Source organism: Streptomyces sp. NPDC102259, assembly GCF_044766465.1.
Lineage (GTDB): Bacteria > Actinomycetota > Actinomycetes > Streptomycetales > Streptomycetaceae > Streptomyces.
This window is the reverse complement of the sequence record NZ_JBIWMA010000028.1, coordinates 1-25593: the sequence shown is the minus strand read 5'-3', so window position 1 is coordinate 25593 and position 25593 is coordinate 1. Positions and strand designations below refer to the sequence as shown.

Genomic DNA, 25593 nt, shown 5'->3' with positions numbered 1-25593 from the left:
AACCTCGCGGAGGGAGATGAGGCCCCGGGCCGACCACCCTTTCGGGCGGCTTCCGCCGCAGGTGAGGAGGACGCCTCCAGCCTTCGGCCACGGCCGATTGCGCCGTCCGCGATCGGGGAACGCGTCGGTCTCGAGAGACGCGGTTTCCAGGCCCCGCCGCGATCTCCCTTCTATCGTGGAACGGCACAGTGCGGCTCGGCACCGAGACAGGCGGCAGGACATGCGGAAACCCCTGATCGACTATGTGGCGGTCTTCCGAGCCCTTCCCGGCATGGTGGCCCTCCTCACCCCCGACCTGATCTACGCGGACGCCAACGACGACTTCCTGCGGCTGGCCGGACGCACCCGCGAGCAGCTCGTCGGCCGGTACATCTTCGACGTCTTCCCGGAGAACCCGAACGACCCGGCCGCGGCCGGCATGCGGGAGACCCGGGAGTCGATGCTGCGGGTGGTCGCCACCGGCGAGCGCGACACGATGGCGCTGCTGCGCTACGACATCGAGGACTCCGACCGGCCCGGCGTGTGGCGCGAGCACTACTGGAGCCCGGTGAACGCGCCCGTCCACGGCCCCGACGGGCACGTGGCGCTGGTCGTGCACCGGGTCGAGGAGGTCACCGAGCTCATCCACGCCCGCGGCGGCCCGAACGGCGGGGCGCGGGCCCGGGTGCTGGAGGCCGATCTGTACACCCGGGCCCGCGAGCTGCAAGAGGTCAACGAACGGCTCCGCCGGGCCCACGCCCATGAGCGGGAGGTCGCGCTGGCCCTCCAGGCGGCGATGCTGCCCGCGCCCGGCCCGACCGGGCCGCACGCCGCTGCCGTGCGCTACCGGCCCGCGGTCGGCGCGCTGAACGTGTGCGGCGACTGGTACGACCTGGTCGACCTGCCCGGCGACAATCTCGCGGTCGCCGTCGGCGACGTCGTCGGGCACGGCCTCGCGGCGGCCTGCACGATGGGACAGCTGCGCAGCGCCCTGAGCGCCGCCTGCCGCGTGGCCGACGGCCCGGCCCAGGCCGTGGAGGCCCTCGGCCTGTACGCCCGCTTCGTCGAGGGCGCCGAGGCGACCAGCGTCGTGACGACCTTCATCGACTGGGACAGCCACACCATCACCTACAGCTGCGCCGGCCATCCACCGCCCGCCCTCGTGCACCACGACGGGACCGTCACCTTCCTCGACCAGGCCACCGATCCCCCGCTGGCCGCCCGCCCGGAGCACCTCCCCCGCCCGCAGGCCCGCACCGGCTTCGCCGAGGGCGCCACCCTCGTGCTGTACACCGACGGCCTGATCGAGCGGCGCGACGAGGACATCGACGCGGGACTGGCCCGGCTCGCCGCTTCCCTCACCCACCACAGACACTTGACCCCCGAACCCCTGGCCGACGCCCTCCTCGCCGACCTCCTCCCCACCACCGGCACCACCGACGACACGGCCCTGATCGTCCTACGCCTGTGACCGGCCCTCCCGACCAGGCTCTGCCGCGGGACGTCGAGGGTCTCCCTCCGTTGCCGTCAGGCGAAAGGGCCGGACGCGTCGCGGGTGCCGGGGGCGTCGGGGGTGGCTGTGTGATCGGGGTGGTCGCGGGTGCGGCGGGCTTCCTTCAGCTCCGCCTCGTAGAGGTGGTCGCGCCCTTGGGCGAGCTGTCGCACCGCCTCGCGTTCCAGCTGCCGGAACACGCGGTAGTACGTCCCGTCGTAGGCTTCGACGATTTGGAACGTCCAGTGTCCGGGGATGACGTTGCGCCCCAGGATCTCCGTCTCGACGCGATCGGCCCAGGTCTCGTGGCCCGCGCTGCGCAGCAGGGCGATCGCACGGTCCAGTTCCAGGTCCGCGGTGCCGGTGAGCTGGTGGAACGAGTAGAGGTGCCCACGGGCCCGCTCGACCGTCTCCAGCGCTTTGGACAGTGAGCCGAGCGCTTCCACCGTCTCGTCGCCGACGCCCGGGGGACGCCGGTGCTCATGGTCCGGCCCGTGGAGGTCACCCATCTTCGCCACTTCCTTCGCGCCCGGGACTGCCGACCTGTCCGGACCAGCACAGCACGGCACGGGCGGCGGCACCGTCCGTGCCGTCCGGATGCCCGATCGTCGCACCCGTTCGAGCCGGGCTCAGCGCACGACGTCGACGAGGTGGGGCACCACCCGGGTGAGGCGCACCACGGCCCAGAGGATGAGGATTGCGCCGATCGCCTCGGGCAGCAGCCACCAGCCCGTACGGATGCTCTCGTCGAAGAGCGCCACGCCCAGCAGGAGGCTCACGGCCGCGTCACCGATGGTCAGCGCGGGCTGAGACGCGACCAGGGGGCCGGCTTGCAGGGCGTTCTCCAGCAGCAGGAGGGCCAGGACCCCGGTGAGCGCGAATCCGTAGGTCTGCCAGGCGGTGAGGAACGCGGGCAGGCCGTCGTCGGCGAGGCGTCCCGTGGCCGACTTCAGCAGGGCGGCGGTCAGGGCGTTGCCGACCGCCGCGGCCGAGGCCAGCGCGGCGGCTCGGAACAACGGGGAGGAGGCGGAGCGCGCGAGGAGGAACGCCACGGTCATCGCTCCCAGGGTGAGCGCCAGGACCGGGATCCAGCGCGCCATGGAGGCCTGCTCCCGGCTGCCGGAGGGGGCTGCCGCCGCCAGGAGCACGGCCAGTCCGGCCACCACTGCCCCGACCGCCCACCAGCCTTCCGACGACAGCCGGCGGTGCATGAGGGGCACCGCCAACAGCAGCGCGAAGGGCAGCTCGAGGATGAACAGGGGCTGGACCAGCGCCATGGGACCGTTGACGAGGGCCAGGGCCTGGAACACCGCGGCGCCGATCACGCCCGCGATGCCGATCGACCAGGCGGGCCGCCGCACGAGGGCGCGCAGCAGCCGTACTCCGCCGCCCTGTTCCACCGTGGCGGCGGCCTTGCGCTGGAACGCCGTGCCCACCGCGTTGCTGACGGCGCCGAGGACGGCGAAGACCACGGCGAGCACCATCATGACTCCACCTCGCCCGACTCGCCTGCCCTAGTTCGGCGAAGGGCGCCGCCGCCCGGTGGGGCCGACGGCGCCCGTCCCGCCGTCTGCTACTTCTTGCCGCGGCGCAGCAGCAGGTAGGCGAGGGCCACCGCCGCGGCGGCGCCGATGAGGGCGCCACGGTGGTCGCGCACCTGTCGGGGCGCCTTGTCCTGCCACAGCTGCTCGGCCTGCCCGGCCCTGGCCCTGACCTGGACGGCGGCCGCGGCGGCCGTGTCCTTGACCGGGGCGGGCACCTTCTCCTCCAGCAGATGGGCCGCCTCGGTCGCCTTCGTCCTGGCCTGCTCGGACAGATGCGCCGCCGTGGTGCCGGCCTGTTCCTTCAACGCGGTCGCCTTCTCCTGCGCGCGGGCCTTGACGTCCGTCTTCGCGGCGAGGGCCTCGACCGTCTCGCCGAGTTCGTGGCGGGTCTGCTCGACCTGTCGGCGCAGTTCTTCGGGGTCGGCCGCGGTGGGCTCGTCGTGGGGTGGCTGGGTCATCGTCGTGCACTCTCCTTGATCTCCGACACATCGGCTTTCACGCTGTCGACGGTCCGCTCGGGCACCGGTGGGGCGGCCGCGCCGACCTGCTTCTTGCCGGTCAGGGCCAGCACGGCGGTGATCACCGCCAGTACGGCGGTGACGATCAGGGCCGCGGCCCATACCGGGAGCGGCACCGCGATCGCGGCGATCGCGGTGGCGACCAGCGCCTGAAGGGTGAGGAAACCGAAGAGTCCGGCTCCGCCGAACAGTCCACCGCCCTTGCCGTAACGCTTGCCCTTCTCGACCATCTCCGCCCGCGCGAGCTGCATTTCGCCGCGCACCAGTTCGGTCAGCTGCTGCGAAGCGCGTTGCACCAGGTCGCCGACCGAGTCACCGCCGTCGGCGGTCCGCGCGCCGCGCTCGCCGTCCGTGCCGTACCGTCCTGCTTCAGCCATCGCCTTCACCCCTTCCTCTTGGTGCCGCACCGGGTACCCGGTGACCGGCGGGAAAGACATCCCCGCTGCGAACGGGGACGCGTCAGGCCTGCGCCCGCGTCTCCCCCGCGCCGACTGTGTCGGGAAGGGGCACGAGGTCACTCGTGCAGAACCCGCAGCGGCGCGCCTGGGCGGGCACCGGGTTCAGGCACTCGGGGCAGTCCCGCTTGTCCGCCTGGACGTCCTGGTGCGGGGCGAAGCGTTCGTGCAGCTTGTTGATCGGCAGGACGACGAGGAAGTACAGGACGCAGGCGATCAGCAGAAAGCTGATGACGGCGTTCACGAAGCTTCCGTAGGGGAAGACCGTCCCGCCGACGACGAAGGTCCTGCGGCTGTAGTCGCCCGTCGCACCGGTGGTGAAGCCCACGACCGGGGTCAGGAACGCCTTCACGAAGCCGTTCACGAGTGCGGTGAACGCCGCGCCGATCACGATGCCCACGGCCAGGTCGACCACGTTCCCGCGCAGAATGAAACTGCGGAAACCCCCCAGCAGATCCCTCACGGTCCACTCCGTTCCTCTCGGCTTCGCCCGGCCGCTCGCGAGGTCGCCCGGCCGCGGCGGTCTGTGGTCGTCTTGCCGCGCCGCCGCCGCTCACACCACCGTCGGCGGCCCGGCGGATCGGGGGGCCCACTCGGATGGCCGCTCGCCCCGCGCGACGGCGCCGGTCGTTGCCTAGCGTCGAAGCGACGGCCACCCGGCCGAGAGGAGACACCCATGCCCCATCGCACCGTCGTCGCGGGCATAGCCGCGACGATCATGATCTTGGCTCCGCTGTCCGGAGTCGCCCACGCCCAGGACCTCGACTGCCGCGACTTCACCTACCAGGAGGACGCTCAGGCGGAGTTCGACCGGAACACCGGCGACCCCAACCGCCTCGACGAGGACCAGGGAGCGGACGACGGCATCGCCTGCGAGGTCCTCCCTCACCGTCCGCTGCCCACGCTCGTTCCCCCCACGAGCATTCCCGCGCCGGTCCCGACCGGCGTGGCGCCGGCGACGACTCGTCCCGCCGCGCTGCCCAGCCTCGGTGTGCGGGGCGGCGTCGGCGGCGCCGTGACCGCGGGACCGTCCGGCTGGGACGTCGGCTTCGGCGTCGGCCTGGCGGCGGCGGGCCTGCTGGCCGGCGCCGCTTGCGTGAGGCGGCGCCGACACCGCGTCTGACCGGCCCGCCGTGGGCCCCGCCCGCAGCCCTGTGCGCGCCGCGGGCCGACGGACCCGCGGCCCGCTTCAGGAGTTCGTGCCGTCGGGATGCCGTCCGGGGCCCTGGGTCCGGTTGGTCAGCGGAGTCGGCGACAGGACGGTGTCCTCTTCACCCGGCTCCAGGAGGGTGGCGGCGGCGCCGACGATCAGGGGGTCGGGACTGCCGACCGCTTCGGCGTCCTTGGCGGCGTAGTCGATGCGATGCAACAGGATGCGCATGGCTTCGAGGCGGCCCCGGCGCTTGTCGTTGCTCTTGACGACCGTCCAGGGGGCGTGCGCGGTGTCGGTGACGCGGAACATCTCGACCTTGGCGGTGGTGTACTCGTCCCAGCGGTCGAGGGAGTCGAGGTCGGTCGGTGAGAGCTTCCACTGGCGTACGGGGTCGACCTGGCGGATCGCGAACCGGGTCCGCTGCTCGGCCCGGGAGACGGAGAACCAGAACTTCACCAGGAGCACGCCGTCCTCGACGAGCATCTCCTCGAAGAGCGGGCACTGTTTGAGGAACAGTTCGTACGACCGTTGCGTGCAGAAGCCCAAGACCCGTTCGACGCCTGCCCGGTTGTACCAGGAGCGGTCGAAGAAGACGATCTCACCCGGCCCGGGGAGATGGTCGACGTAACGCTGGAAGTACCACTGGCCCTTCTCCCGGTCCGTGGGCTTGCCCAGGGCCACGATCTTCGCGCCGCGAGGGTTGAGGCGCTCGGTGAATCGCTGGATGGTGCCGCCCTTGCCCGCCGCGTCCCGTCCCTCGCAGATCACGACCAGACGGGCGCCGGTGTCAGTGACCCAGCGCTGGAGTTTGAGCAGTTCGATCTGGAGGACGCGTTTGGTGCGCTCGTACTCCTTGCGGCTCACCTTGCGGTCGTAGGGGTAGTTCTCCCGCCACGTCGTGATCGGCTGACGCTCGCCGTCGAGCAGCACCGGCTGTTCCGGTCTGCGGTCGTCCACCGTCAGCCCGTCGAGCAACCGGGCCTCGACCTCTTCACGCTCCATCTATTCCGCGCCTCCTTGAAATGCGTCTCCCGCGCCTGCTGGGTTCCGTGCCGACGGCCGCCTCAAACGCGCAGGTACGCGTCCCGGCTCGCCCTGCGACGACCTGCCGGAAAGCCGTTTGGTCCGGCCCGGCGCGGAAACCCCGATGGTTCGACCGAACCCGGCGACACGAGGTTCACCCCATCGGTACGCGCCTGGTGCGCTGCCCTCCGGGTCGTGAGAGCGTGACACACCAAATGTTCTTTTTATGCATTTTCGGTTCATATCGGAGGACTGTCATCCCATGAGCGAGACCAATCCCCTCAAGCGGGCGGCCCAGAAGATCACCGACAGCCTCCAGGGGGACGGCGGGAAGCCGGAGGACGGCATTCCCGGCAAGCCCGCGCCCGAGTCCCCGTCCCTCGCGGAGCCGACGGAGCCCCGCGATCCGCTGCCGCCCAAGCCGGACCAGAGCGGCCCCGACACCGTGTCGCCGACCGGGCAGCCGACGGGCGCCGACCAGGCCCGCACGGCGCAGTCCGGCAGCTATCTCACGACCGCCCAGGGCACCCGGCTGCACGACACCGACCACTCGCTCAAGGCGGGTCCCCGAGGGCCGGTGCTGCTCCAGGACCACCATCTGCGCGAGAAGATCATGCACTTCGACCACGAGCGCATCCCGGAGCGCGTGGTCCACGCCCGGGGCGCCGCGGCGCACGGCACGTTCCAGAGCTACGGCACGGCGGCCTCCGTGACCAAGGCGGCGTTCCTCGCCGAGGACGAGGAGACGCCGGTGTTCGTGCGCTTCTCCACGGTGCTGGGGTCGCGGGGCTCGTCCGACACGGTGCGGGACACCCGGGGATTCGCGACGAAGTTCTACACCAGCGAGGGCGTCTTCGACCTGGTCGGGAACAACATGCCCGTCTTCTTCATCCAGGACGCGATCAAGTTCCCGGACATCATCCACGCCGGCAAACCGCACCCGGACCGGGAGATCCCGCAGGCGCAGAGCGCGCACGACACCTTCTGGGACTTCGTCACCCTGCACACCGAGGCCACCCACCACACGCTGTGGAACATGTCCGACCGGGGCATCCCGCGCTCGTACCGGACCATGGAGGGCTTCGGCGTCCACACGTTCCGCCTGGTCAACGCCGAGGGCGCGACCACGCTGGTGAAGTTCCACTGGAAGCCCAAGCTGGGTGTGCACTCGCTGGTCTGGGAGGAGGCGCAGATCATCAACGGCGTCGACCCCGACTTCCACCGGCGGGACCTCGCGGACGCCATCGAGGCGGGCGCGTACCCGCAGTGGGAACTGGGCATCCAGACGTTCCCCGACACCCCGGACCAGATGTTCGAGGGCATCGACCTGCTGGACCCGACGAACCTCGTGCCCGAGGAGCTCGCGCCCGTGCAGCCGGTCGGGCTGCTGACCCTCGACCGCAACCCGTCGAACTTCTTCGCCGAGACCGAGCAGGTCGCCTTCCACGTCGGCCATCTCGTCCCGGGTGTCGACATCACCGACGACCCGCTGCTCGCGGGCCGGCTGTTCTCCTACCTGGACACCCAGATCACCCGCCTGGGCGGCCCCAACTTCCCGCAGCTGCCCATCAACCGCCCGCACGCCCCCGTCAACGACATGCAGCGCGACGGCCTCCACCAGACGGCCGTGCACCGAGGGGTGGCCCCCTACCGGCCCAACTCGCTCGACGGCGGCTGTCCGTTCCTCGCGGGGGCGGACACCGGGGCGTTCATCGAGACGCCGGTGCGCGTACCCGAGAGCACCAAGGTCCGCGAGGCGCCCGAGTCGTTCGCGGACCACTTCAGCCAGCCGCGCCGGTTCTGGCTCAGCATGTCCCCGCTGGAGCGCGAGCACATCATCGGCGCGTACACCTTCGAGCTCGGCAAGTGCTACGAACAGGCCATCCGGGAGCGGGCCTTGCAGGTCCTGGCCAACATCGACCCGGAGCTGTGCAGCGAGGTGGCGACGGGCCTCGGACTGCCGGCGCCCGCGCCCACCGTGCCCCTCGCCGACGTCGAGCCCAGCCCGGCCCTGTCGCAGCTCGGCCGTAGCTGGCCGACGGACGGCCGCGTCATCGGCATCGTCGTCGGCCCGGACGGCGACCTGGACGGCGTACGCGCCGTGCGTGAGGCGGTCGTCGAGGGCGGCATGGTCCCGCTGGTCGTCGCCCCGGCGGGCGGCGTGCTCGGCTCCGGCGAGGGCGCGGTCACCGTGCAGCGCACGTACGGCACCGCGCGGTCCGTCGAGTTCGACGCGGTGCTGCTGGCCGGCCTGCCCGGTGTGGGCGGCGACGCGTACGGCGCCCGCGACGCCAAGGCGTTCCCCGCGGCCGCACCGCAGCTGACGGGCGACCCCCGCGTCACCCTGCTGGTGTCCGAGGCGTTCCGGCACGGCAAGGCCGTGGGCGCCTGGGCGGGCGGCGAAGCGGTCCTCGAAGGGGCCGGAGTACCCACCGGCGCGCCGGGCGTGGTGGTCGGTGACACCGGTACGGCCGCCCTGGAACAGCTCGTCCCCCTGTTGGGCGAGCACCGCGCATGGGACAGGTTCACCGCGGCCTGAGCGGTCCGGCCGGGGCGGCAGCCGTGGATCGGCGTGCCGCCCCGGCCGTGTCGTGGAAACGCTTCCGGCATACGGGGGTTGGACCATGCAGACGTTTCTGCCGTACCCGGACTTCACCGAGTCGGCGGCCGCCCTGGACGCGCGCCGACTGGGCAAGCAGCGCGTCGAGGCGCTCCAGGTGCTGCGCGGGCTGACGGTCGTCGGCTACGGATGGCGCCACCACCCGGCGGTGCGCATGTGGACCGGGTACGAGGAGGCGCTGGTGCGCTACGGCCTGGAGGTCTGCGGTGTGTGGACGGCGGCCGGACGTGCGGACACCTGCGCCGCCTCGCTGGTGACCGGCTTCGCCGGGCGGCCGGCCGGGGTCCGCACCCAGGAGCGGCTCGCCGAGGCGGGCGAACTGCCGCCGTGGCTCGGCGATCCCGCGTTCCACCGCAGTCACCGGTCGGCGCTCGTGCGCAAGGATCCCGAGTTCTACGCGGCCCTGTTCCCCGGTGTGCCCGACGATCTCCCGTACGTCTGGCCGACCTCCGACCGGACCGCTCCCCGCGAGGAGTGAGCCCCCTCCTCCCTCTGCTCCCCCTCACACGGACCCGCCTGACCACAGTGGCCGGGCCCTCCAGCTTTTGACCCTGCCGGCCGGTGCCGACGACCTGCGGACGTACACAGCGGCCCGTCACCGCCTGGCACTTGAGCTGCGAGCGGGACCGCGCGACCTCATCGCCGACATCACGGACTGAACGCCGGAGGAGATCAATACCGGCGTCGCCCTCCGGACCGAGTGGGGACGCCGTATCGACAGCGGCCGCGCACCAACGAAACGGTGGGGCTATGGGCGCTGCTTCATCCGGTCAACGATCGCCCAGTCCACCACGTGTGACAGCTGGATGTACGTCTTGTCGCCGGACGCCGAAGTCCGTTCGTCGCGGAAGCCCAGGAATGCATAGGATTCCGGGTCGAAGATGAGGTACTTGCCTTGCGCGAACGGGCTCTCGGGGTAGGAAATCCCGACTCCGGTGCGCCCGGCGGAGTCCTTCACTCCCGGAACTGCCTTGACGCCAGGCACCAGGGCCAGCGCCTTGTACGCGGCGGGACGCAGCCCCTGGGGCAGCACCGGCCATTTCAGGAGCTCACCGAGCATGAAGTAGGCATGGGACCATTCCACTGCGCTGAAGTCGCTGATCGAGCTGCTGGACGGTCCGCCGCCGACGATGTCCGGAATGAGTTTCTTCGGGTCGGTGGGCAGCTTCTTCAGCTTGCTCCACTCCCGGGGCGGCCACACGCTCTCGCCCTCCTTCAAGGGCTCCTCCCAGATCACCCGGCCGAGTTCCATGGTCAAGGAGCGCTTGGAGCCGTCCACCGAGTCCCAGCTCACGTCCTCGTAGGTCTTGACCGCGCCGGTCTTGCGTTCCGTCTCCTTGATGATCCGCTTCGAATAGATGAACTGGTCGTCGCGCGGCGCCACAGGCTTCTCGTACGTGCCCGTCTGCGCTGCCGCCCCGTTCAGCACGGTCACGGCACTGACGTTAACCATCCTCGGGGTCGCCGTGCCCGATACGCCGGCGGCACGGTCGGGGTGATCGCCCTCGTCGGTGCCGCCTTCAGTGATCAGTACCGCCGTTCCCGTAGCCGCGACGGCGATCACCGCGGCTGTCGCCAGGCGGAGCGCGTGGCGACGGCTGGGGGCCGCGTCGGACTGCTGCTGCGCGCGTGCAATCGCGTTGAGCAGTCGGTGGCGGGCCTTCGCCCGGGCCGGGTCGGTGAGCGGGGCAGCGTCCGTGTCCCAGACCCGCAGGAGTTCGAGTTCGTCAGTCATGGCCGGGTACCTCTCGCAGTGTCGTCGGATCGGATCCGCCCAACGCTTCGCGTAGCTTGCCGCGAGCCCGGTGCAGCCGTGATCTGACCGTGCCGATGGGGACGCCGAGGGCCTGGGCCACCTCCTCGTAGCCGAGACCACCCCACGCCACCAGCAGTAGCACGTCCCGGTGCCGTGCGGGCAGCGCGGCCAGTGCCGCTGCCAGCTCGCGCCGTACGGCCTGTGCCCCCACCCGGGCCGCGGCACGGTCGGCCAGCGGCTCCTCGTGATCGGCCGGGGTCGGGATGCGGGCCATGGCTTTGAAGCGGCGGCCCTCGGCCCGCCGGTGTCGGCCGACCAGGTTGGTCGCTATACCGAACAGCCAGGGCCGGGCGCCGTCGCCCGGGGCCCGCGAGGGGTTGTACCGGTGCCGGTGCTGGAAAGCGGTGGTGAAGGTCTCTGCCATGAGGTCGTCGGCCGGCTCGCCACCGAGCCTGCGGGCCAGATAGCGATGTACCTCGTCCGCGTATCGGTCGAAGAGCACGGCGAACGCTTCGGGCTCATCCCGGGACCGCTCAATCACCGAGGCATCGCTCTCCACCCCCGCGCGGACGCCTGGCTCGACGGTCATCGGGGCTCCTCTCGTAGGGAACATGCTTTGAAGGCTGGGTTTCATCTCTCCTTCGCCGCTCGCCTCCGGCGAGTTCCCTCGGGCCTCTCACAGCTGGAGCTCCCGAACGGCGACCTCAGGATCCGGCGGAGCGATCTCGACCACTGGCGCAACGACCGTGAGGACGCCGCCTGATGGAGACCACGACGTGAAGGTCTAGATCCTCACCTACAACGGCGCTCGGAAGACCACGTACGCCGTGCGCTGGGCGGTTGCCCAGGCCGCCCTCCGCGCTGCATGGCCAGGCGCGACCCTGCGCCTCTAACCCGGCTGACCGGTGCTCAGCCCCTCGCGCCGTCGTCAGGAGCGCGCGAGCCGGGCCGCGAGATAGGGCGCGGTGGCGCTGCGGCGGGCCCTCGCCACCTTGGCCGGCGGGCCCGCAGCGACCACCCGCCCGCCCGCGTCGCCGCCGCCCGGCCCGAGGTCGATGACCCAGTCGGCGGTGGCGATCGTGCCCAGGTCGTGCTCGACGAGGACGACCGTGTTGCCGGCGTCGACGAGCCGGTGCAGCTGTCGCAGCAGCAGCGCGATGTCCGAGGGGTGCAGCCCCGCCGTCGGCTCGTCGAGCAGGTAGAGCGCGTGCCCGCGGCGGGCTCGCTGCAGTTCGGTGGCCAGTTTGATGCGTTGCGCCTCACCACCGCTGAGTTCCGTCGCGGGCTGGCCCAGCCGCAGGTACCCCAGTCCCACCTCGCGCAACGTCTCCAGACTGCGGGAGGCGGCCGGGACGGCGGACAGGAACTTGGCGGCGGCGTCGACGGACAGCGCCAGCACTTCCGCGATGTTCTTGCCGCGGTAGGTGACTTCCAGCGTTTCGGCGTTGTACCGGGCGCCCTGGCAGGTCGGGCACGGTGCGTAGGTGCCGGGCAGGAAAAGCAGTTCCACCGCGACGAATCCTTCTCCCTGGCAGGTCTCGCACCGCCCTTCGGGCACGTTGAAGGAGAACCGCCCGGCCGAGTAGCCGCGCGCCCTGGCCTCGTCCGTCGCCGCGTACAGCTTGCGCACCGCGTCGAACATGCCCGTGTACGTGGCCAGGTTGGACCGGGGGGTGCGGCCGATGGGCCGTTGGTCGACCCGGACCAGCCGGTCGAACGACTCGACCCCCTCCGCGTCCTGCACGTCGACCTCCAGCTGCGCCTCGTCGGGCTCCTCGGGTACGAGTCCGAGGTGGCCGCGGACGACCTCGGCGAGCACCTGCGTCACCAGCGTCGACTTACCGGACCCGGACACGCCCGTCACCGCCGTCAGTACGCAGAGCGGTACGTCGACGGACACGTCGCGCAGATTGTGGCGGGAGACGCCGCGCAGGTGCATCCAGCCGTGCGGTGTGCGCGGGCGGTGATCGAGTGGCTGGGCGCGCCCGAACAGGTACTGGCTCGTGGCCGACTCCCCGACCCGCTCAAGACCGGCGACCGGGCCGCTGTACAGCACGCGTCCGCCGCCCTCGCCCGCGCCGGGGCCGATGTCGACCACCCAGTCCGCCCGCCGTACGACGTCCATGTCGTGCTCCACGACGAACAGCGAGTTGCCCGCCGCCTTGAGGCGGTCCAGCACGTCCAGCAGCGGTTCCGCGTCAGCCGGGTGCAGGCCCGCGGAGGGTTCGTCGAGGACGTAGACGACGCCGAACAGCCCCGAGCGCAGCTGGGTGGCGATCCGCAGGCGTTGCGCCTCGCCGGGCGACAGTGTCGTCGAGCGGCGCCCGAGGTTGAGATATCCGAGGCCCAGATCGAGCAGTACGTCGACCCGCGCGACCAGATCTCCGCAGATCCGGACCGCGACCTCGGTCGTCTCCCCGGACCGGGCGGTCGACGTGGTGGCGTCGGCCTCGGACCGCCCCGCGACGGGCCGCAGCAGCGCCACGACCTCGGTGAGCGGCATCGCGTTGATCTCGGCGATGGAACGTCCGGCGAAGGTCACGGCGAGCGCCTCGGGCCGCAGTCCGCTGCCGTGACATTCGGGGCAGGGCACACTCCTGACGAACCGGAGCGCCCGTTCGCGCATCTTCTCGCTCTTGGAGTCGGCGAGGACGTGCATGACGTGCTTGCGGGCGCTCCAGAACTTGCCCTGGTAGCCGTAGTCGACGCGGTCCTCCTCCGGCTCGATGTACACGGAGGGCTGCTCGTCCGTGTACAGCAGCCAGTCCCGGTCCTTCTTCCGGAGCCTGCGCCACGGTCGGTCGATGTCGATCCCCAGGCCGTTGACGACGCTGCGCAGGTTGGCGCCCTGCCAGGCGCCCGGCCAGGCGGCGATCGCCCCCTCGCGGATGCTCAGCGAGGGGTCCGGGACGAGCAGGTCCTCGGCGACGTCGTGCACGACGCCCAGTCCGTGGCACTCCAGGCAGGCGCCGGCGGCGGTGTTGGGTGAGAACGACTCGGCTTCCAGCCGTGCGGCCCCGGGCGGATAGGTGCCGGCGCGGGAGTACAGCATGCGCAGCAGATTGGACAGCGTGGTGATGGTGCCGACCGTCGAGCGCGAGCTGGGCGACCCGCGTCGCTGCTGCAGGGCCACGGCGGGTGGCAGTCCGGTGATTTCCTGCACGTGCGGTGCGCCGACCTGCTGCAACAGCCTTCGGGCGTACGGTGCCACGGACTCGAAGTAGCGCCGCTGGGCTTCCGCGTAGAGCGTGCCGAACGCGAGCGAGGACTTCCCCGAACCGGAGACGCCGGTGAAGGCGACCATCGCGTCCCGCGGAACGTCGACATCGATGTTCCGCAGGTTGTTCTCACTGGCGCCCCGGACATGCACGAAGGAGTCGCTCGCGTCCTTGTTCACCGTTCCTGATTACCTGATCGCGCCAAAAACCGCGCGACGGGCGCCGTCACCGCCGCTCACGGCGCGCTCCCCAGTGATCGCATCCGTCGCGTCGGCCACAGACTGGAGCCGGGTGAGGATCCGGTGCCAGGTGCCGTTCCGCTGCCACCGGCGGAACAGGTCGTAGACCCGGCCCCAAAAGACCTACGGTGACAAGGTGTTGACGTGTGATCGAAGCTGATGCTCCCCTGGGGCCACCGTCGGCGTCAGCGACGCGTCCGCAGGCGGGCCAGCAGGCCGCGCGCCTGGGCACGACGGCGCGGATCGGCCGCCGCACGGCGCGCCTGTTCCATCGTGCGCCGCCCCTGGGGGCTCCTGGCGAACTCCTTGATGCGCTGGATGACGCTCATCTCTTTGTCCTCCCCTTGTCTGACGGTGGGTCGCCCCTTCCGGTCGTCCGGCTACCCCCGAACGCGCCGATCAGGCCGGTCGATTTGCCGACCGGGCCGACCGGGCCGACCGGGCCAGGCGAGTCCCTCCGGTCACTCCGTTCCCTCGGGTCGCTGGGGTCCCTCGGTCCGCTCCCTCCCCGTCGGCTGTCCGTTCACGCCGCGCGTCCCCTCGCCGCCGTCGTCCGCGCCGGCGTGGCCGTGGGGCGGGCGCCCGCGGCCTGGGGGCGGGCGGCGCGGACCCGGTAGGTCGTCTTCGTCGGGTCCGCGACGGGATCGCCGACCGTGATCCGGCCGGCCGCGTACAGCTCGTCGCACTCGCTGGCGGACAGCGCCACATAGCAGCCTCCCCGGCCACTGTCGGCGTCGAGCGGCCGCCAGTAGCCGTACACACGGCGTCCACTGGCGTGCTCGGTGACGAACACGGGTGTACGCGGATCGGAGAGGACGCGCAGTACGTCGGTCCCGGCGCGGCCAGGCGAGGCGCTGGGGCGGGGCGGGTGGGCCGAGCGCCTGTCCCGGGCCGCGCCGCCGTCGTCCGGGCGGGCCGCACGCGGCGCCGGACCCGCGGCCGGTCGCGCCCTCTCCTCGCGGCCGATCGGGAGCGGGAGCGGGCCGCGCTGGCGCGGCACGCCGGCCGCCGTGCCGACCGCGCCCGCCGCGCCGGGCACCTCCTCGCTCCGACGCCACCAGGGATGCGCGTCGGAACGTACGTCGAGGATCTGCGGCTGGACGGCGGTGGGCGGCATGATCGGTGACCTTTCCTCGGCAGGGACATGAGACCGACTACCCGGCTGAGGCGAAGTTGATCTCATGTGGGGGCATCCTTCATGACGGCACTGACAACGGGCGGGTTCATCGGCGCCGCCGCCCGACGCTCCCGGCGGTTGACCTCCAGCGATACGGGCACTCGGCGAGCCACGTGTCAGCGACTACGGGAGGTGCGCGGTGGCGGTACGGCATCGGCTCGTGAAGGCGAGTCCGCAGACGGTGTGGGACGTCCTCGCCGACGGCGACCGCTACTCGGAGTGGGTGGTGGGCACGTCGTCGACCCAGGAGATGACGGGCGAGTGGCCGCGCGTGGACGCGGAGATCGCCTACGAGATCCGGGTGGGGCCCCTCAAACTGACCAACGAGACGGTCGTACGGCGCTGCCGGAAGCCGGACGTGCTGGAGCTGGAGGCGCGGGCCGGCGTGCTCGGCACGGCGCGGATCGCGTTCGAGCTGCGGCCGTGGGGCCGGTACTGCCTGGTGATCCTGGACGAGCATCCGTTGCAGGGCGTCGGCGGGCTGCTGCACAACGCCGGCGTGGAAGTGGTGACCCAGCTCCGCCACCGGGCCCTGCTGGGCCGGCTGGCGAAGGTGTGCGAGTCCGACGCCCGCGGCGAACGGCCCGACGACGCCCGAAAGACGCCCGCGGCGGCGCGCTCGCACGCCGTGGGAGGCGCCGATGCCTGACGCGGTGGTGATCGGCGCCGGACCCAACGGGCTGGTGGCGGCGAACCTGCTGGCGGACGCGGGCTGGAGCGTGGAGGTCCTCGAGGAACAGCCCGAGCCCGGCGGCGCCGTACGGCACGACCGGTCGGTGGATCCCGAGTTCGTCAGCGACCTCTTCAGCTCCTTCTACCCGCTGGCCGCCGCCTCACCGGTCCTGACCAGGCTGCGACTGCACGAGCACGGACTGCGCTGGAACCATGCGCCCAGTGTCGTGGCCCATCCCCTCACCGACGGCACCTGCGCGGTCCTCGACCGCAGGCTCGACGTCACCGCCCGCTCCCTCGACGCCTTCCACGGCGGAGACGGGGCCGCCTGGCGCCGCCTGCACGCGGTGTGGGAACAGCTCCGCCCGGACATCCTCGACGCGCTGTTCACCCCGTTCCCGCCGGTGCGGGCCACGGCCCGGCTGGCGGCCAAGCTGCGCGCCGCCGGCGGTCTGCGACTGGCCAGGACACTGGCTTTGCCGGTGCGGCGGTTGGGCGAGGAGGAGTTCGGGGGCGAGGGCGGCCGGCTGCTCCTGGCCGGCAACGCGCTGCACGCCGATCTCGCTCCGGAGGCCGCGGGCAGCGGTGGTTTCGGCTGGTTGATGGCCATGCTCGGCCAGTCCTACGGCTTTCCCGTGCCCGTCGGCGGCTCCGGCGCCCTCACCGAGGCCCTGGTCAGGCGGCTGCGCGCGCACGGCGGCGTTCTGCGCTGCGGGCAGCGGGTCAGCCGGATCGTGGTCCGGGACGGGCGGGCGGTGGGGGTGCGCACCACCGCCGGGGAGCAGGTCGGCGCAGGCCGCGCGGTGCTGGCCGACGTCTCCGTCCCCGCGTTGTACGGCGCGCTGGTGGAGCCGGAGCACCTGCCGTCCCAGCTGCTGTCCGACCTCGAGCGTTTCCAGTGGGACTTCGCGACCTTCAAGGTCGACTGGGCACTGAACGGGGCGGTGCCCTGGCAGGCCGAGACGGCGCGTCGGGCCGGGACCGTGCACCTGGCCGACGGCCTGCACGAGCTCACCCGGTTCGCCGGCCAGCTCGCCATGCGTCAGGTTCCCGACCGGCCCTTCGCCCTGTTCGGCCAGATGACGACCTCCGATCCCGGGCGCTCCCCCGCCGGCACCGAGTCGGCCTGGGCCTACACCCATGTGCCCCAGCTGGTCGAGGGCGACGCCGGCGACGAGGGGCTCACCGGCGCCTGGGACGCGAGCGAGCAGGAGCTCATGGCCGACCGGGTCGAACACCAGGTCGAGCGGTTCGCTCCCGGCTTCCGGTCCCTGATCCGCGCCCGCCGCGTCCTCGCCCCGCCCACGCTCCAGTCCCTCGACGCCAATCTGCACGGCGGCGCGATCAACGGCGGTACGACCGCGCTGCACCAACAGCTCCTCTTCCGCCCCTTGCCCGGCAGCGGGCGCCCGGAGACCCCGGTGCGTGGGCTGTTCCTGGCCTCCGCGGGCGCCCATCCCGGCGGTGGCGTCCACGGCGCGCCGGGCGCCAACGCCGCCCGCGCCGCGCTGCGCCGGCACCTCCCGCCCGGCGGGACGTTCGTACAGCGGGCGCTCGCCCGCCGGGACCGCACCGGCGCGAGGAAGCCGCCTGCCGGCTGACCGGACCGGTGCCACTCCCCCCGAGGAGCCGACGAACGGAGCACGCCGTGCATGACAGTCCCCTCCAAGACCGCACCGTCGTGGTCACGGGAGCCGCCCGCGGGGTGGGAGCGGCGCTGGCTCGGGAGCTCGCCGGGCGCGGTGCGCGCCTGGCGCTGATCGGCCACGAGGGGGCGGCGCTGCGGTCCGTGGCCGCGTCGCTGCCCACTACCGCGCTGGCCGTCGAGGCCGACGTCACCGACGGCGAGGCGCTGGAGCGGGCGGCCGGGACCGTCCGCTCACGGCTGGGGCCGCCCTCGGTCGTCGTCGCGAACGCGGGGATCGCGGAAGGCGGCCCGTTCGCCTCGGCGGACATGGCCTCCTGGCGGCGGGTGATCGACGTCAATGTCACGGGCAGCGCCCTGACGGCACGTGCCTTCCTGCCGGACCTGGTGGAGACGGCGGGCTACTACCTCCAGATCGCTTCGCTGGCCTCGATCGGGGCCGCTCCCCTGATGAGCGCCTACTGCGCCTCGAAGGCCGGCGTGGAGGCCTTCGCGCACGCGCTGCGGGCCGAGACGGCCCACCACGGTGTGGCCGTCGGCATCGCCTACCTGAACTGGACCGATACTGACATGATCCGGGACGCCGACCGGCACGCGGTGCTGCGTGAGCTGCGCGCCCAGATGCCTCCGCCCGCCCGACGCGTCTACCCGGCGGAGTTCGTGGCGACGCGCCTGGCCATTGCCGTGGAACGCCGGCGCACCGCCGTCTACGTCCCGGCCTCGCTGCGCCTCGTCCAGGTGACGCGTGCCGTGCTGCCGGCCCTGGTCGTACGCCGGGCCCGTCGCGCGCTGCCCCGGCTGGAGGCCGCGGATGCGTTGCGTCCCACCGGCCCGCTCGGCGCCGGCGGCGCGGCCGACGAAGCGGCGGCGGCCCAGCGGCGCGGCACCCCGAACGAGCGGTGAGCGCCGGGGCCTACGCTTCCCCCGCCTCGCGGGCCCACTTCTCGACAACGGGTACACAGCTCTCGGCGAAGTGCTCGTAGTCGTCGGGGGTGTTGTAGACATGGGCGGACAGCCGGAGGTAGCCGAGTCCGTCGAAGCTGGTGAACGCGGCCTCCACGCCCAGTTCGGCGGTCGCCCGGTCGCGCAGGGCGTCCGCCGCGACCCGGCTCGCGCCCAGGCCATCGGGCAGCCGGACCAGCCGCATCCCCGGCACGGGCATGCCGACGTCGACGGAGTCGGCCGGGGTCCCGGCCCGGGCGAAGGCCTCCGCCACGACACGGGCGCCGTGGTCCGCCAGTTCGTCCATGTACCGGCGGGCCGTGTCCCAGCCCCAGGTGTCGTCGATGAAGTCCAGCGCGGCGGGCGCGGCCAGGAAGCCGGTGGCGTCGAGCGTGCCCTGGTGGTCGAAGCGGTCCGGGAACGGTTCCGCGGCGCCCCAGGAGTCGATCAGCGGGTGAAGGTCCGCCCGCAGCGGGCCGTGCGCGACGAGCGCCGCCGTGCCGCGCGGGGCGCACCCCCATTTGTGGAGGTTGCCGACCCACGCGTCGCAGACCAGGCCGTCCAGGGGCGCGGCCAGCAGACCGGGGGCGTGCGCGCCGTCCACGAGCAGGGTGATTGCGCGCCGCGCGGCCTCGGCCCCGACGCGTTCGACCGGCAGCAGCCGGGCCGTCGCGGAGGTGATCTGGTCCAGGACGATCAGCGCGACACCGTCGTCCACCTGCGCCATCACCGCTCGGTACGCCTGCTCGGCGTCGGCCGCCAGAGGCACCCGGGCGGTGCGTACGCCGGTCCCCCAGCGGCGGGCCAGGCGCTCCGCGCCCATGGTGACGGCGCCGTAGCCGTGATCGGTGACCACGATGTCCCCGCCGGGCCGGGCGGCCAGCGCGGCGTAGACGACACTGGCCCCGGCGCTGGCGTTCGGCACGAGCGCCAGGTCCTCCACGTCGGTCCGCAGCCGACCGGCCACGGCCGCGCGGGCGGCGGCGATCCGGCCGGGCAGTGCCGGGAACCACGCGACCGGGGCGCGTTCCATCTCCGCCCGCAGCGCGTTCTGCCGCTCCTGCGCCACCCGTGGGACGGCGCCGAACGAGCCGTGGTTGAGGTGCCGCATGTCCGGGTCGAGCGTCCAGGCCTCCCGCGCGGGCCGCCCGTCGGGCAGCGTCAACGGTCGGGGCACGGTGACGACTTCGCCCTCGTTCACGGATCTCCTCGGATCGTCCCTGGTCGGATGCCCTGCCGACGCCGGGCGGGGCCACGATACCCAGGCGGGCGGGGACCCCGGACGGAGGTCCTCGGGCCCTCGGAACGCGCGGAAAGAAGCCCGGAAGCTTGCCGCAGTGATGCCCGGCCCGCGTTGCCCGGAGCCCCTGTTCAGCGGGAGACGGGCGGGAGGGCGCGCTCGAGGAAGTCGAGCCGGACCTGGCAGGGCAGGGTGCTGTCGAGGCCGAGGGCGGTGCGGATGGAGTCGGTGCTGACCTCGCGGGGGATCTCCAGGCGGCGTTCGGCGTCGCCGATGATCTCACCGATGGTGTGGTGGGCTGTGCGGGGGTGGTGGCGGATGAGCCAGTCGAGCATCTTCGTCACCGGCGTCGTGATGCCGTAGAACGTCGCGGGCCCGCCGATGGAGCTGTCGAGTTCCTTGCCGTAGGCGAGTTCGTCGAGGACGGCGTGCAGAACGGTCGCGGCCAGGTCGTGGGCGTCGATGATGCTGTCGGTGTCTGCGGCCACGCTCAGGGCGAGTTCGTCGGCGATCTCTTGGACGGCACTCGCGGTGCGGAAGCGCAGTGCCCAGCGCTTGCGCCAGTCGGGACGCTCCCACAGGGTGCCGAAGAATCGGCGTGCCAGGCGCTGGCGCAGCTCGGCCAGGCCGATCGACAGGTCGCTGTCACCGGAGTCGAGCTTCGCGGCCGCGCTCTCCGGGGAACGGTCGCGTTCTTCTGCCCAGTCCTGGGCCACGGGGCGTGCCCAGAGGCTGCGGCCGCTGACCGCGGCTTGGGGCGGGGGCACTTCGCGTTGGTCGCGGGCGATGTAGGCGCGCAGGGTGGAGGCCGCGATGCCGCCGATCTTCGCCATCTCCGGCACGCCGATGAGCTGGTCGGCGGCGAGTTCGGGTGCGGACAGGCGCACCACGCACTGCGACAGCGGCCGTGCGCCTGCGCGCCGGCGCGCGGCCCACAGGGCCAGGTGGTCGTTCCACGGGTCGGGGGGCGGGGCGTCGAGGTCGAAGTTGGCGACTTTCAGCAGGCGGCCGCCGCCGGGGTGAGTGTTGTCGTCGAGGAGGTCGGCGGCGGTGATGGTGGTGGCTGCTTTGACCGGCCGGCGCTCGAAGCGTTCGCTGGGGGCGTCCCAGACCTGGTCGGGCCGGTACCAGGTGGTGCCGTCCCACCAGTAGCCGCCCTGGCGGAACAGCAGCTGCGGCCCCCACCAGCTGCTGTGCCAGGGCGAGGCGTCCTGGTCCCGGACCAGGAGAACGGTCCGGCCGTGTTCGGGGTGGTGGTGGACGACCCAGGCGAGATCGTGGCGGATCGGATCGGTGGTGAAGGCGATCCAGGCCCCCTTGGTGTCGGCGACCTTGTCCCAGCGCCCCCAGGTTCCTCCCTCTTCGTGGCGTCCGACGGCTTCGATCGCGGCGGGGTCGTCGACCGGGATGTGGCCGTCGTCGACGAAGGGCAGGCCGGGGACGGGGTGGTCGGTGTGCAGGCCGTTGGCGACTGGCTGAAGACGATGCATGAGTGTTGCACTCCTCGAATTTTAAGTGCTGTAGATGCTTACAGCACAAGCGATGCCCTCGTGGCAGCACCGCCAAACCCCCTTGCATGAGGTCAAGTTGGCGACAGCTCAGACAGAGACGCCTGCGCCGCCCCGCGCACCCCGGCAATAAGGGCGGCTTGAGCGCGCATCGCAGGTGAGCTGATCGCGCTGAAGTCGTTCGTCAACGGCGATGAGGCGAAGCACCGGCAGGAAGGACCGTACCGCGACGCCTGGCGTGACGGTGGAAGCGCCTCCCGCCTTCCGGTTCGAGATTCGGCCGAATCCGGTTCCGCTGAACGGACTTGAGGGGAGGTGCTTGGCGAGGGTGGCACACAAGCGCGCGGAAGGAGACCGGACGAAGAAGGTGATGCCTGGAGCCTCGGAAGGGATAGGGGCCGTAGTGGTGGCTGCCGTTTCGCCAAGGTTCAGTCGTTGCATCCTCTGGCGAGGTAAACCCTGGTCCTCCTCATTGCACCCTTCCGGTGAAGGCCCAACTACGAGGCGATCTCTCCCACAGTTGACGTGGCGGCCCCGAGCCGTCACACCCTTCCTCGCTTGCCTCCCGGCCTCGGATGGCCGTCAGACGGATGTCGGGGCGACAGCAAGGCATGTCCTTCAGGCAGGTTTGGAGGCGGCGCACAACTTGGCTGCCGCTTCCATGCCTCTGCGAACGCCGGCCCGCCAGATGGTTCCCGTAGTGGTGACCTCGGCGGCGAGGCGGCCATAGAGGCGCCCAGCACGGCAACTTCACCTTGATCGACATCACCGGCGGCAACAACCTGCAGCTCCACGTCTGCCCGTCTTCTCCGTACCACCCCCACTTCGAACTGCTCCAGTGAGCTCGTGCGAGCGTATGAGCAGCAGGCGCGAAGCTCACCCAGGCTGGGGACTCGCCGCCCTCGGACTGGAATGATCTGGAAAGGGCTAAACAATGGGGTAAGTTTGTAGTTAAGCTGGATTTCGGTCTTGAGTGAAGGTGCGGCCATGGCATCTGAGGAAGAGCTGTTCGCGTCCGTCGACGCTCTGCTGAACGAGGAGCCGCATCTGCCGCCTCCGGCCGAGCGTGCCCGGCTGCGTGAAGCCGCCGGCATCACCCAGGCCCGCCTGGCCACCACGCTGAAGACCACGACCCAGTCGGTGAAGAACTGGGAGAACGGCCGCAGCGAGCCGAAATCACCGCGCCTGGACGCCTACCAGCGACTGCTGAACGGATGGGCGGCGAAGTACCCAGCCCCCGGTGCAGCCCCGGCTGCCGCGACGACGCCGCCGGCCTCCACCCTGCCGGCCGCGTCCGGGGTCGAGACGGCAAACGCTCCCCAGGCTCCCGTCGTTCCTACTGCGGCACCGGCGCGTCCCGCCATCCGGCCCGCCGCGGCATCACAGCGTCCGGCCGCGAGGAAGGCGGCGCAGCCCGCCGTCGATCCGCGTTTCCCGCACGGCCCGCTGGCAGTGCTGGACGGTGACGGCTGCGCGTACGGCACGGACGGCATCGTGCTCGACTGCCCCGCGACCACCGTGGTGGAGCTCGTGGAGTGGACGCTGCGCGAGTCCGGTCTCGGCGCGCCGCGCCTGCACCGCAACGGCAAGGACAGCGACCCGCTGATCGCCCTCACCGCGTCCGCTGCCGTGAAGCTCGGCCTGCCGGAACGCCTGGAAGGCCACGAGCAGCGCCGCTCGCTGCGTCTGCCGGAGGACCATCCTGTGGTCAAGCAGGTGGCAAAGGCGAAGTGGCGGCTCACCCAGCGTGGATTCGGTCCGTGGGCGCGGATCTACCGCAAGGCCCAGGGGCGTGAGCGGCAGTGCGTGCAGTTGGCGATCCTGTCCTGGGACGCTCTGGATGAGCGGTCCTGGCCCGCAGTCACGGACATGGAGCCGGCCGACGTCGCCCGCGTCCTCGGCGTCTACGCCACCCGCGTCATCACCCCGCGCGGCTCCACCGCCGTATCGGGCCTTGAGCTGATGACGGCGCTGCGGCCACCCACACGCGCCACGCAGGACCCCGCCACCGGCAACTGGGTGCCCGGCCACAACCCCGGCTCGCTCGGGACGGAGCCGATGGACCCGGCGCCGCCGGAGGCCACCCCCGAGCACCCCGTCGTCGTGGAGTCCGGCTGGAGCGGCGGGTTCCTGAACGAGGAGGCCTACCAGTGGGTGCGGGACGTCGATCTGCTGACCGACGAGGAGTGCACGCTGCCTTACGCGGTCGGCCTGGACCTCAACACGGCCTTCCTCGCCGCCGCCGCCCGCCTGGTCGTCGGCCTCAGCGCACCCGACCACTTCCGCGCCCCGACGTTCAACCCGAAGATCCCCGGCTCCTGGCTGGTCGACCTCTCCCACGTCGAGGTGGACCCGCGCCTGCCCTCGCCCTTCACACCGGACGGCACCCGGCCGACGGGACCCGCCTGGTACCAGACGCACACCGTCGCCTACGCCCAGGAGCTCGGCTACAACGTCGCCCCGCTGGAGGCGTACCTGCGCCGGGAAACCGGCGCGTACCTCGATCCGTGGCACGACCGGCTCAAGAACGCCTACGTCGACACCCTCGCCGACCTCGGCGTCACCAAAGACCTCGCCGACACCGAGTTCCTCGCCGCCATGGAGCGACACAAGGACGTCGACCCGGCCATGGCGGCTGTCCTCGCCGCGATCAAGGCCACCGTCAAGGGCGGCATCGGCAAGCTGCGTGAGCGCCCCCAGGGCAAGGGCTATAAGGAGGGCGAGCGGTGGCCGGCCCTCCAGCGCCCCACCTGGCGTCCGGATATCCGTGCCGCCGTCATCTCCAAGGCGCGGGTCAACATGCACCGCAAGCTCACCAACATGGTGAAGCTGACGGGCCTGTACCCGCTGGCGGTGCTGTCCGACTGCGTCGTCTACCCCTCCCCCGGCGCCAGCCCGCTCGACTTCCTCCCCTACGCCGCCTCCGGCAAGCCGCAGCCCGGCGGGTTCCGCCTCGGGCCCACACCTGGCCTGGCGAAGCTCGAGGGCGTCCAGTCGATGCTGTGGGCGGTCGACCTCATGGAGAAAGGGCTGAACCCGGCCCGCCACATCGAGGGCGGCGACGCCGTCCTCGACGAAGGAGAATAGGGCCGTGGCGGAGATCGAAGACGCCATTGAGCGGGCCGACCGGGAGAGCTTCACCCGCGAGCCGCCGAAGACGTTGAAGGGCCGGATCGGCTTCCTGATCCGGCAGTTGGGCAGTGCGAAGGCCGTCGCGCAGGAGATCGGGGTCACCGCCGACTCCGTGAACCGCTACCGCCGCGGCGCCCGCAAACACGCCCGCCCCGACGTCGCCGCGAAAATCGACGACGCCGTACGCGCCCGCTGGCAGCCCCTGGTGCGTAAACGCCGGCAGAAGCAGGCCGCCACCACACGCGGCATCACGGTGGAGACACGGGCCCGCTTCGGCTACACCGCACCCATCGGCACCACCGACGACGGACGCCTCCGCCGGCTCACCGTCCATCTCCCCCCCGGTCTACGCACAGCGCCTCTTCGACGCCCGCGAGGCCGGGGCCAGCGACCAGGAGATGCGCGGGATCATCGCCGAAGGCTTCAAAGACGTGTATTTCCAGGACGGCGGAAGCCGCGCCACCGGACTCACCGACGTCGCCATCACCGACATCGACTACCTCGACCTCGGCTACTGAGTCCTGTTCCCCCTGCCGGTAACGGGACAGCGTGGACTGAGCGCTTCAATCGGCGGATGAGCGCTTCACCTGGCGAGTTGGTCGGTGAAGAGCAGCCACCGCCAGCGTCGGCGCTCCGTGACGACAGCCGCGGCGGCCAGCATGGTGACGGGAGCCGCCGCCCAAGCGGGCCAGGCAAGCCACGAGGAGGTCACAGCCGCAGCGAGTTGGAGCAGCACCAGCAGTATCGTGGCCCAGCCCGGCACCGCGATGATCACGTTTGCCTTGTCCCCCGAGGTGGACAAGGCCGTCGGAAGACCGATCAGGACCACCACGGACAGGACGGCAAGCAGCCATGAGTGGCTGGCCAGGGCCCAGGGAGTGGCCACCCACGCGACAAGTTCCGTTGCGAAGCGCAGAGCGGACGCAGTGCGGTCGTCGGGTCGTCCCAGGGTCGTTTCTCCACCAGCAGCGTCGGTCACCTGCGGACGATCTCACAACGCGCGGCCAGCTGCCAGGAGTTCGGGACGTCGCCATCGCGTCGCAATCGCCCATACGGCTCGCCCAGCCGGGACGCGCGGGACGCTACGCGGTCCGGTTGGCGAAACCCGCCACCTCAAGGGCTCAGTCACAGGTGGTCGCCTTCATCAAGTTGCTGATGAAGTTCACCACCTTTTGCAAGGCCCGGCCTAGGAGTTGTCTTCAAATGTCACGCCCACATCAGGAGCGATGCGAGGGTGACGGCTGCCTGGTAGGACTCGGCGGTCTTGTCGTAGCGGGTGG

22 protein-coding genes and 1 pseudogene are annotated in these 25593 nt (G+C 71.7%); 9 read left to right on the top strand and 14 right to left on the bottom strand.

Annotated elements, in window-relative coordinates:
* Positions 1-220 precede the first annotated feature (220 nt).
* Positions 221-1450 (top strand): PP2C family protein-serine/threonine phosphatase, encoded by a 1230-nt coding sequence (locus ACIRPU_RS38275; RefSeq protein ID WP_403875922.1) that lies wholly within the window; start codon positions 221-223, stop codon positions 1448-1450.
* Positions 1451-1506: 56 nt separating this feature from the next.
* On the opposite strand, the gene ACIRPU_RS38270 is transcribed toward ACIRPU_RS38275, so the two are convergent.
* The 5 genes from ACIRPU_RS38270 to mscL all read right to left on the bottom strand — a co-directional run bounded on the left by ACIRPU_RS38270 (position 1507) and on the right by mscL (position 4442).
* A complete protein-coding gene (locus ACIRPU_RS38270) occupies positions 1507-1980 on the bottom strand; it encodes a hypothetical protein (RefSeq protein WP_403875919.1) in 474 nt (157 codons plus the stop codon).
* Positions 1981-2100: 120 nt separating this feature from the next.
* The gene (locus ACIRPU_RS38265) at positions 2101-2958 is read right to left on the bottom strand and encodes a DMT family transporter (RefSeq protein ID WP_403875916.1); all 858 of its coding nucleotides are present in this window, start codon (positions 2956-2958) and stop codon (positions 2101-2103) included.
* An 86-nt stretch (positions 2959-3044) separates the two neighbouring features.
* Positions 3045-3473, bottom strand: coding sequence for a DUF3618 domain-containing protein (locus ACIRPU_RS38260; protein ID WP_403875913.1), 429 nt, complete (start codon positions 3471-3473; stop codon positions 3045-3047).
* Complete coding sequence (locus ACIRPU_RS38255; RefSeq protein ID WP_384119205.1) at positions 3470-3910, bottom strand: phage holin family protein; 441 nt, start codon at positions 3908-3910, stop codon at positions 3470-3472. The genes ACIRPU_RS38260 and ACIRPU_RS38255 overlap by 4 nt, the downstream gene beginning before the upstream one ends.
* A gap of 82 nt (positions 3911-3992) precedes the next feature.
* Entirely contained in the window at positions 3993-4442 is a 450-nt protein-coding gene (gene mscL / locus ACIRPU_RS38250; RefSeq protein WP_355706491.1) for a large conductance mechanosensitive channel protein MscL, read from the bottom strand.
* A 222-nt stretch (positions 4443-4664) separates the two neighbouring features.
* Here mscL and ACIRPU_RS38245 point away from each other — a divergent pair, with 222 nt between their 5' ends.
* Entirely contained in the window at positions 4665-5111 is a 447-nt protein-coding gene (locus tag ACIRPU_RS38245; protein WP_403875910.1) for an excalibur calcium-binding protein, read from the top strand.
* Positions 5112-5177: 66 nt separating this feature from the next.
* Here the strand turns inward: ACIRPU_RS38245 and ppk2 are convergent, their stop codons facing one another.
* On the bottom strand, positions 5178-6143 hold the full coding sequence (gene ppk2, locus ACIRPU_RS38240) for a polyphosphate kinase 2 (protein ID WP_403875907.1): 966 nt from the start codon (positions 6141-6143) through the stop codon (positions 5178-5180).
* Between the two features lie 283 nt (positions 6144-6426).
* On the opposite strand from ppk2, the gene ACIRPU_RS38235 reads away from it, so the two are divergent.
* Both ACIRPU_RS38235 and ACIRPU_RS38230 read left to right on the top strand, forming a co-directional pair.
* Positions 6427-8703 (top strand): catalase, encoded by a 2277-nt coding sequence (locus ACIRPU_RS38235; RefSeq protein ID WP_403875904.1) that lies wholly within the window; start codon positions 6427-6429, stop codon positions 8701-8703.
* An 85-nt stretch (positions 8704-8788) separates the two neighbouring features.
* Complete coding sequence (locus ACIRPU_RS38230; RefSeq protein WP_403875901.1) at positions 8789-9262, top strand: MSMEG_6728 family protein; 474 nt, start codon at positions 8789-8791, stop codon at positions 9260-9262.
* A 270-nt stretch (positions 9263-9532) separates the two neighbouring features.
* Here ACIRPU_RS38230 and ACIRPU_RS38225 read toward each other — a convergent pair whose 3' ends face one another.
* The 5 genes from ACIRPU_RS38225 to ACIRPU_RS38205 form a co-directional block, all read right to left on the bottom strand.
* A complete protein-coding gene (locus ACIRPU_RS38225; protein ID WP_403875898.1) occupies positions 9533-10519 on the bottom strand; it encodes a CU044_5270 family protein in 987 nt (328 codons plus the stop codon).
* Complete coding sequence (locus ACIRPU_RS38220) at positions 10512-11129, bottom strand: RNA polymerase sigma factor (RefSeq protein WP_403875896.1); 618 nt, start codon at positions 11127-11129, stop codon at positions 10512-10514. The genes ACIRPU_RS38225 and ACIRPU_RS38220 overlap by 8 nt, the downstream gene beginning before the upstream one ends.
* A gap of 339 nt (positions 11130-11468) precedes the next feature.
* A complete protein-coding gene (gene uvrA / locus ACIRPU_RS38215) occupies positions 11469-13937 on the bottom strand; it encodes an excinuclease ABC subunit UvrA (protein ID WP_403875893.1) in 2469 nt (822 codons plus the stop codon).
* Positions 13938-14182: 245 nt separating this feature from the next.
* Positions 14183-14326 (bottom strand): hypothetical protein, encoded by a 144-nt coding sequence (locus ACIRPU_RS38210; RefSeq protein ID WP_171401420.1) that lies wholly within the window; start codon positions 14324-14326, stop codon positions 14183-14185.
* A gap of 194 nt (positions 14327-14520) precedes the next feature.
* Complete coding sequence (locus tag ACIRPU_RS38205) at positions 14521-15114, bottom strand: cell envelope biogenesis protein OmpA (protein WP_403875891.1); 594 nt, start codon at positions 15112-15114, stop codon at positions 14521-14523.
* Between the two features lie 199 nt (positions 15115-15313).
* Between ACIRPU_RS38205 and ACIRPU_RS38200 the strand changes: the two genes are divergently transcribed.
* The 3 genes from ACIRPU_RS38200 to ACIRPU_RS38190 are packed head-to-tail and all read left to right on the top strand — an operon-like array spanning position 15314 to position 18394.
* Complete coding sequence (locus ACIRPU_RS38200; RefSeq protein ID WP_403875888.1) at positions 15314-15823, top strand: SRPBCC family protein; 510 nt, start codon at positions 15314-15316, stop codon at positions 15821-15823.
* Positions 15816-17447: a phytoene desaturase family protein gene (locus tag ACIRPU_RS38195; protein ID WP_403875886.1), complete on the top strand. Its 1632-nt coding sequence runs from the start codon at positions 15816-15818 to the stop codon at positions 17445-17447. The genes ACIRPU_RS38200 and ACIRPU_RS38195 overlap by 8 nt, the downstream gene beginning before the upstream one ends.
* Positions 17448-17494: 47 nt before the next feature.
* Entirely contained in the window at positions 17495-18394 is a 900-nt protein-coding gene (locus ACIRPU_RS38190) for an SDR family oxidoreductase (protein WP_403875883.1), read from the top strand.
* A gap of 10 nt (positions 18395-18404) precedes the next feature.
* On the opposite strand, the gene ACIRPU_RS38185 is transcribed toward ACIRPU_RS38190, so the two are convergent.
* Both ACIRPU_RS38185 and ACIRPU_RS38180 read right to left on the bottom strand, forming a co-directional pair.
* Positions 18405-19634: an aminotransferase class V-fold PLP-dependent enzyme gene (locus ACIRPU_RS38185; RefSeq protein ID WP_403875880.1), complete on the bottom strand. Its 1230-nt coding sequence runs from the start codon at positions 19632-19634 to the stop codon at positions 18405-18407.
* A 170-nt stretch (positions 19635-19804) separates the two neighbouring features.
* Complete coding sequence (locus ACIRPU_RS38180; RefSeq protein ID WP_403875877.1) at positions 19805-21163, bottom strand: hypothetical protein; 1359 nt, start codon at positions 21161-21163, stop codon at positions 19805-19807.
* Positions 21164-22168: 1005 nt separating this feature from the next.
* On the opposite strand from ACIRPU_RS38180, the gene tap reads away from it, so the two are divergent.
* Both tap and tpg read left to right on the top strand, forming a co-directional pair.
* Entirely contained in the window at positions 22169-24268 is a 2100-nt protein-coding gene (gene tap, locus ACIRPU_RS38175; RefSeq protein ID WP_403875874.1) for a telomere-associated protein Tap, read from the top strand.
* A 4-nt stretch (positions 24269-24272) separates the two neighbouring features.
* A pseudogene (gene tpg / locus ACIRPU_RS38170) lies at positions 24273-24831 on the top strand (telomere-protecting terminal protein Tpg).
* A gap of 65 nt (positions 24832-24896) precedes the next feature.
* Here the strand turns inward: tpg and ACIRPU_RS38165 are convergent.
* The gene (locus ACIRPU_RS38165; protein WP_403875871.1) at positions 24897-25199 is read right to left on the bottom strand and encodes a hypothetical protein; all 303 of its coding nucleotides are present in this window, start codon (positions 25197-25199) and stop codon (positions 24897-24899) included.
* Positions 25200-25593 lie beyond the last annotated feature (394 nt).

What these genes read in the sequence shown, in the direction of transcription:
- ACIRPU_RS38230 (WP_403875901.1), top strand. Translation starts at nt 8,789, where the DNA reads ATGCAGACGTTTCTGCCGTACCCGGACTTCACCGAGTCGGCGGCCGCC.
- ACIRPU_RS38205 (WP_403875891.1), bottom strand. Translation starts at nt 15,114, where the DNA reads ATGCCGCCCACCGCCGTCCAGCCGCAGATCCTCGACGTACGTTCCGAC.
- tap (WP_403875874.1), top strand. Translation starts at nt 22,169, where the DNA reads ATGGCATCTGAGGAAGAGCTGTTCGCGTCCGTCGACGCTCTGCTGAAC.
- ACIRPU_RS38210 (WP_171401420.1), bottom strand. Translation starts at nt 14,326, where the DNA reads ATGAGCGTCATCCAGCGCATCAAGGAGTTCGCCAGGAGCCCCCAGGGG.
- ppk2 (WP_403875907.1), bottom strand. Translation starts at nt 6,143, where the DNA reads ATGGAGCGTGAAGAGGTCGAGGCCCGGTTGCTCGACGGGCTGACGGTG.
- ACIRPU_RS38260 (WP_403875913.1), bottom strand. Translation starts at nt 3,473, where the DNA reads ATGACCCAGCCACCCCACGACGAGCCCACCGCGGCCGACCCCGAAGAA.
- ACIRPU_RS38255 (WP_384119205.1), bottom strand. Translation starts at nt 3,910, where the DNA reads ATGGCTGAAGCAGGACGGTACGGCACGGACGGCGAGCGCGGCGCGCGG.
- ACIRPU_RS38275 (WP_403875922.1), top strand. Translation starts at nt 221, where the DNA reads ATGCGGAAACCCCTGATCGACTATGTGGCGGTCTTCCGAGCCCTTCCC.
- ACIRPU_RS38235 (WP_403875904.1), top strand. Translation starts at nt 6,427, where the DNA reads ATGAGCGAGACCAATCCCCTCAAGCGGGCGGCCCAGAAGATCACCGAC.
- ACIRPU_RS38245 (WP_403875910.1), top strand. Translation starts at nt 4,665, where the DNA reads ATGCCCCATCGCACCGTCGTCGCGGGCATAGCCGCGACGATCATGATC.
- ACIRPU_RS38180 (WP_403875877.1), bottom strand. Translation starts at nt 21,163, where the DNA reads ATGCATCGTCTTCAGCCAGTCGCCAACGGCCTGCACACCGACCACCCC.
- ACIRPU_RS38270 (WP_403875919.1), bottom strand. Translation starts at nt 1,980, where the DNA reads ATGGGTGACCTCCACGGGCCGGACCATGAGCACCGGCGTCCCCCGGGC.
- ACIRPU_RS38220 (WP_403875896.1), bottom strand. Translation starts at nt 11,129, where the DNA reads ATGACCGTCGAGCCAGGCGTCCGCGCGGGGGTGGAGAGCGATGCCTCG.
- ACIRPU_RS38265 (WP_403875916.1), bottom strand. Translation starts at nt 2,958, where the DNA reads ATGATGGTGCTCGCCGTGGTCTTCGCCGTCCTCGGCGCCGTCAGCAAC.
- ACIRPU_RS38225 (WP_403875898.1), bottom strand. Translation starts at nt 10,519, where the DNA reads ATGACTGACGAACTCGAACTCCTGCGGGTCTGGGACACGGACGCTGCC.
- ACIRPU_RS38195 (WP_403875886.1), top strand. Translation starts at nt 15,816, where the DNA reads ATGCCTGACGCGGTGGTGATCGGCGCCGGACCCAACGGGCTGGTGGCG.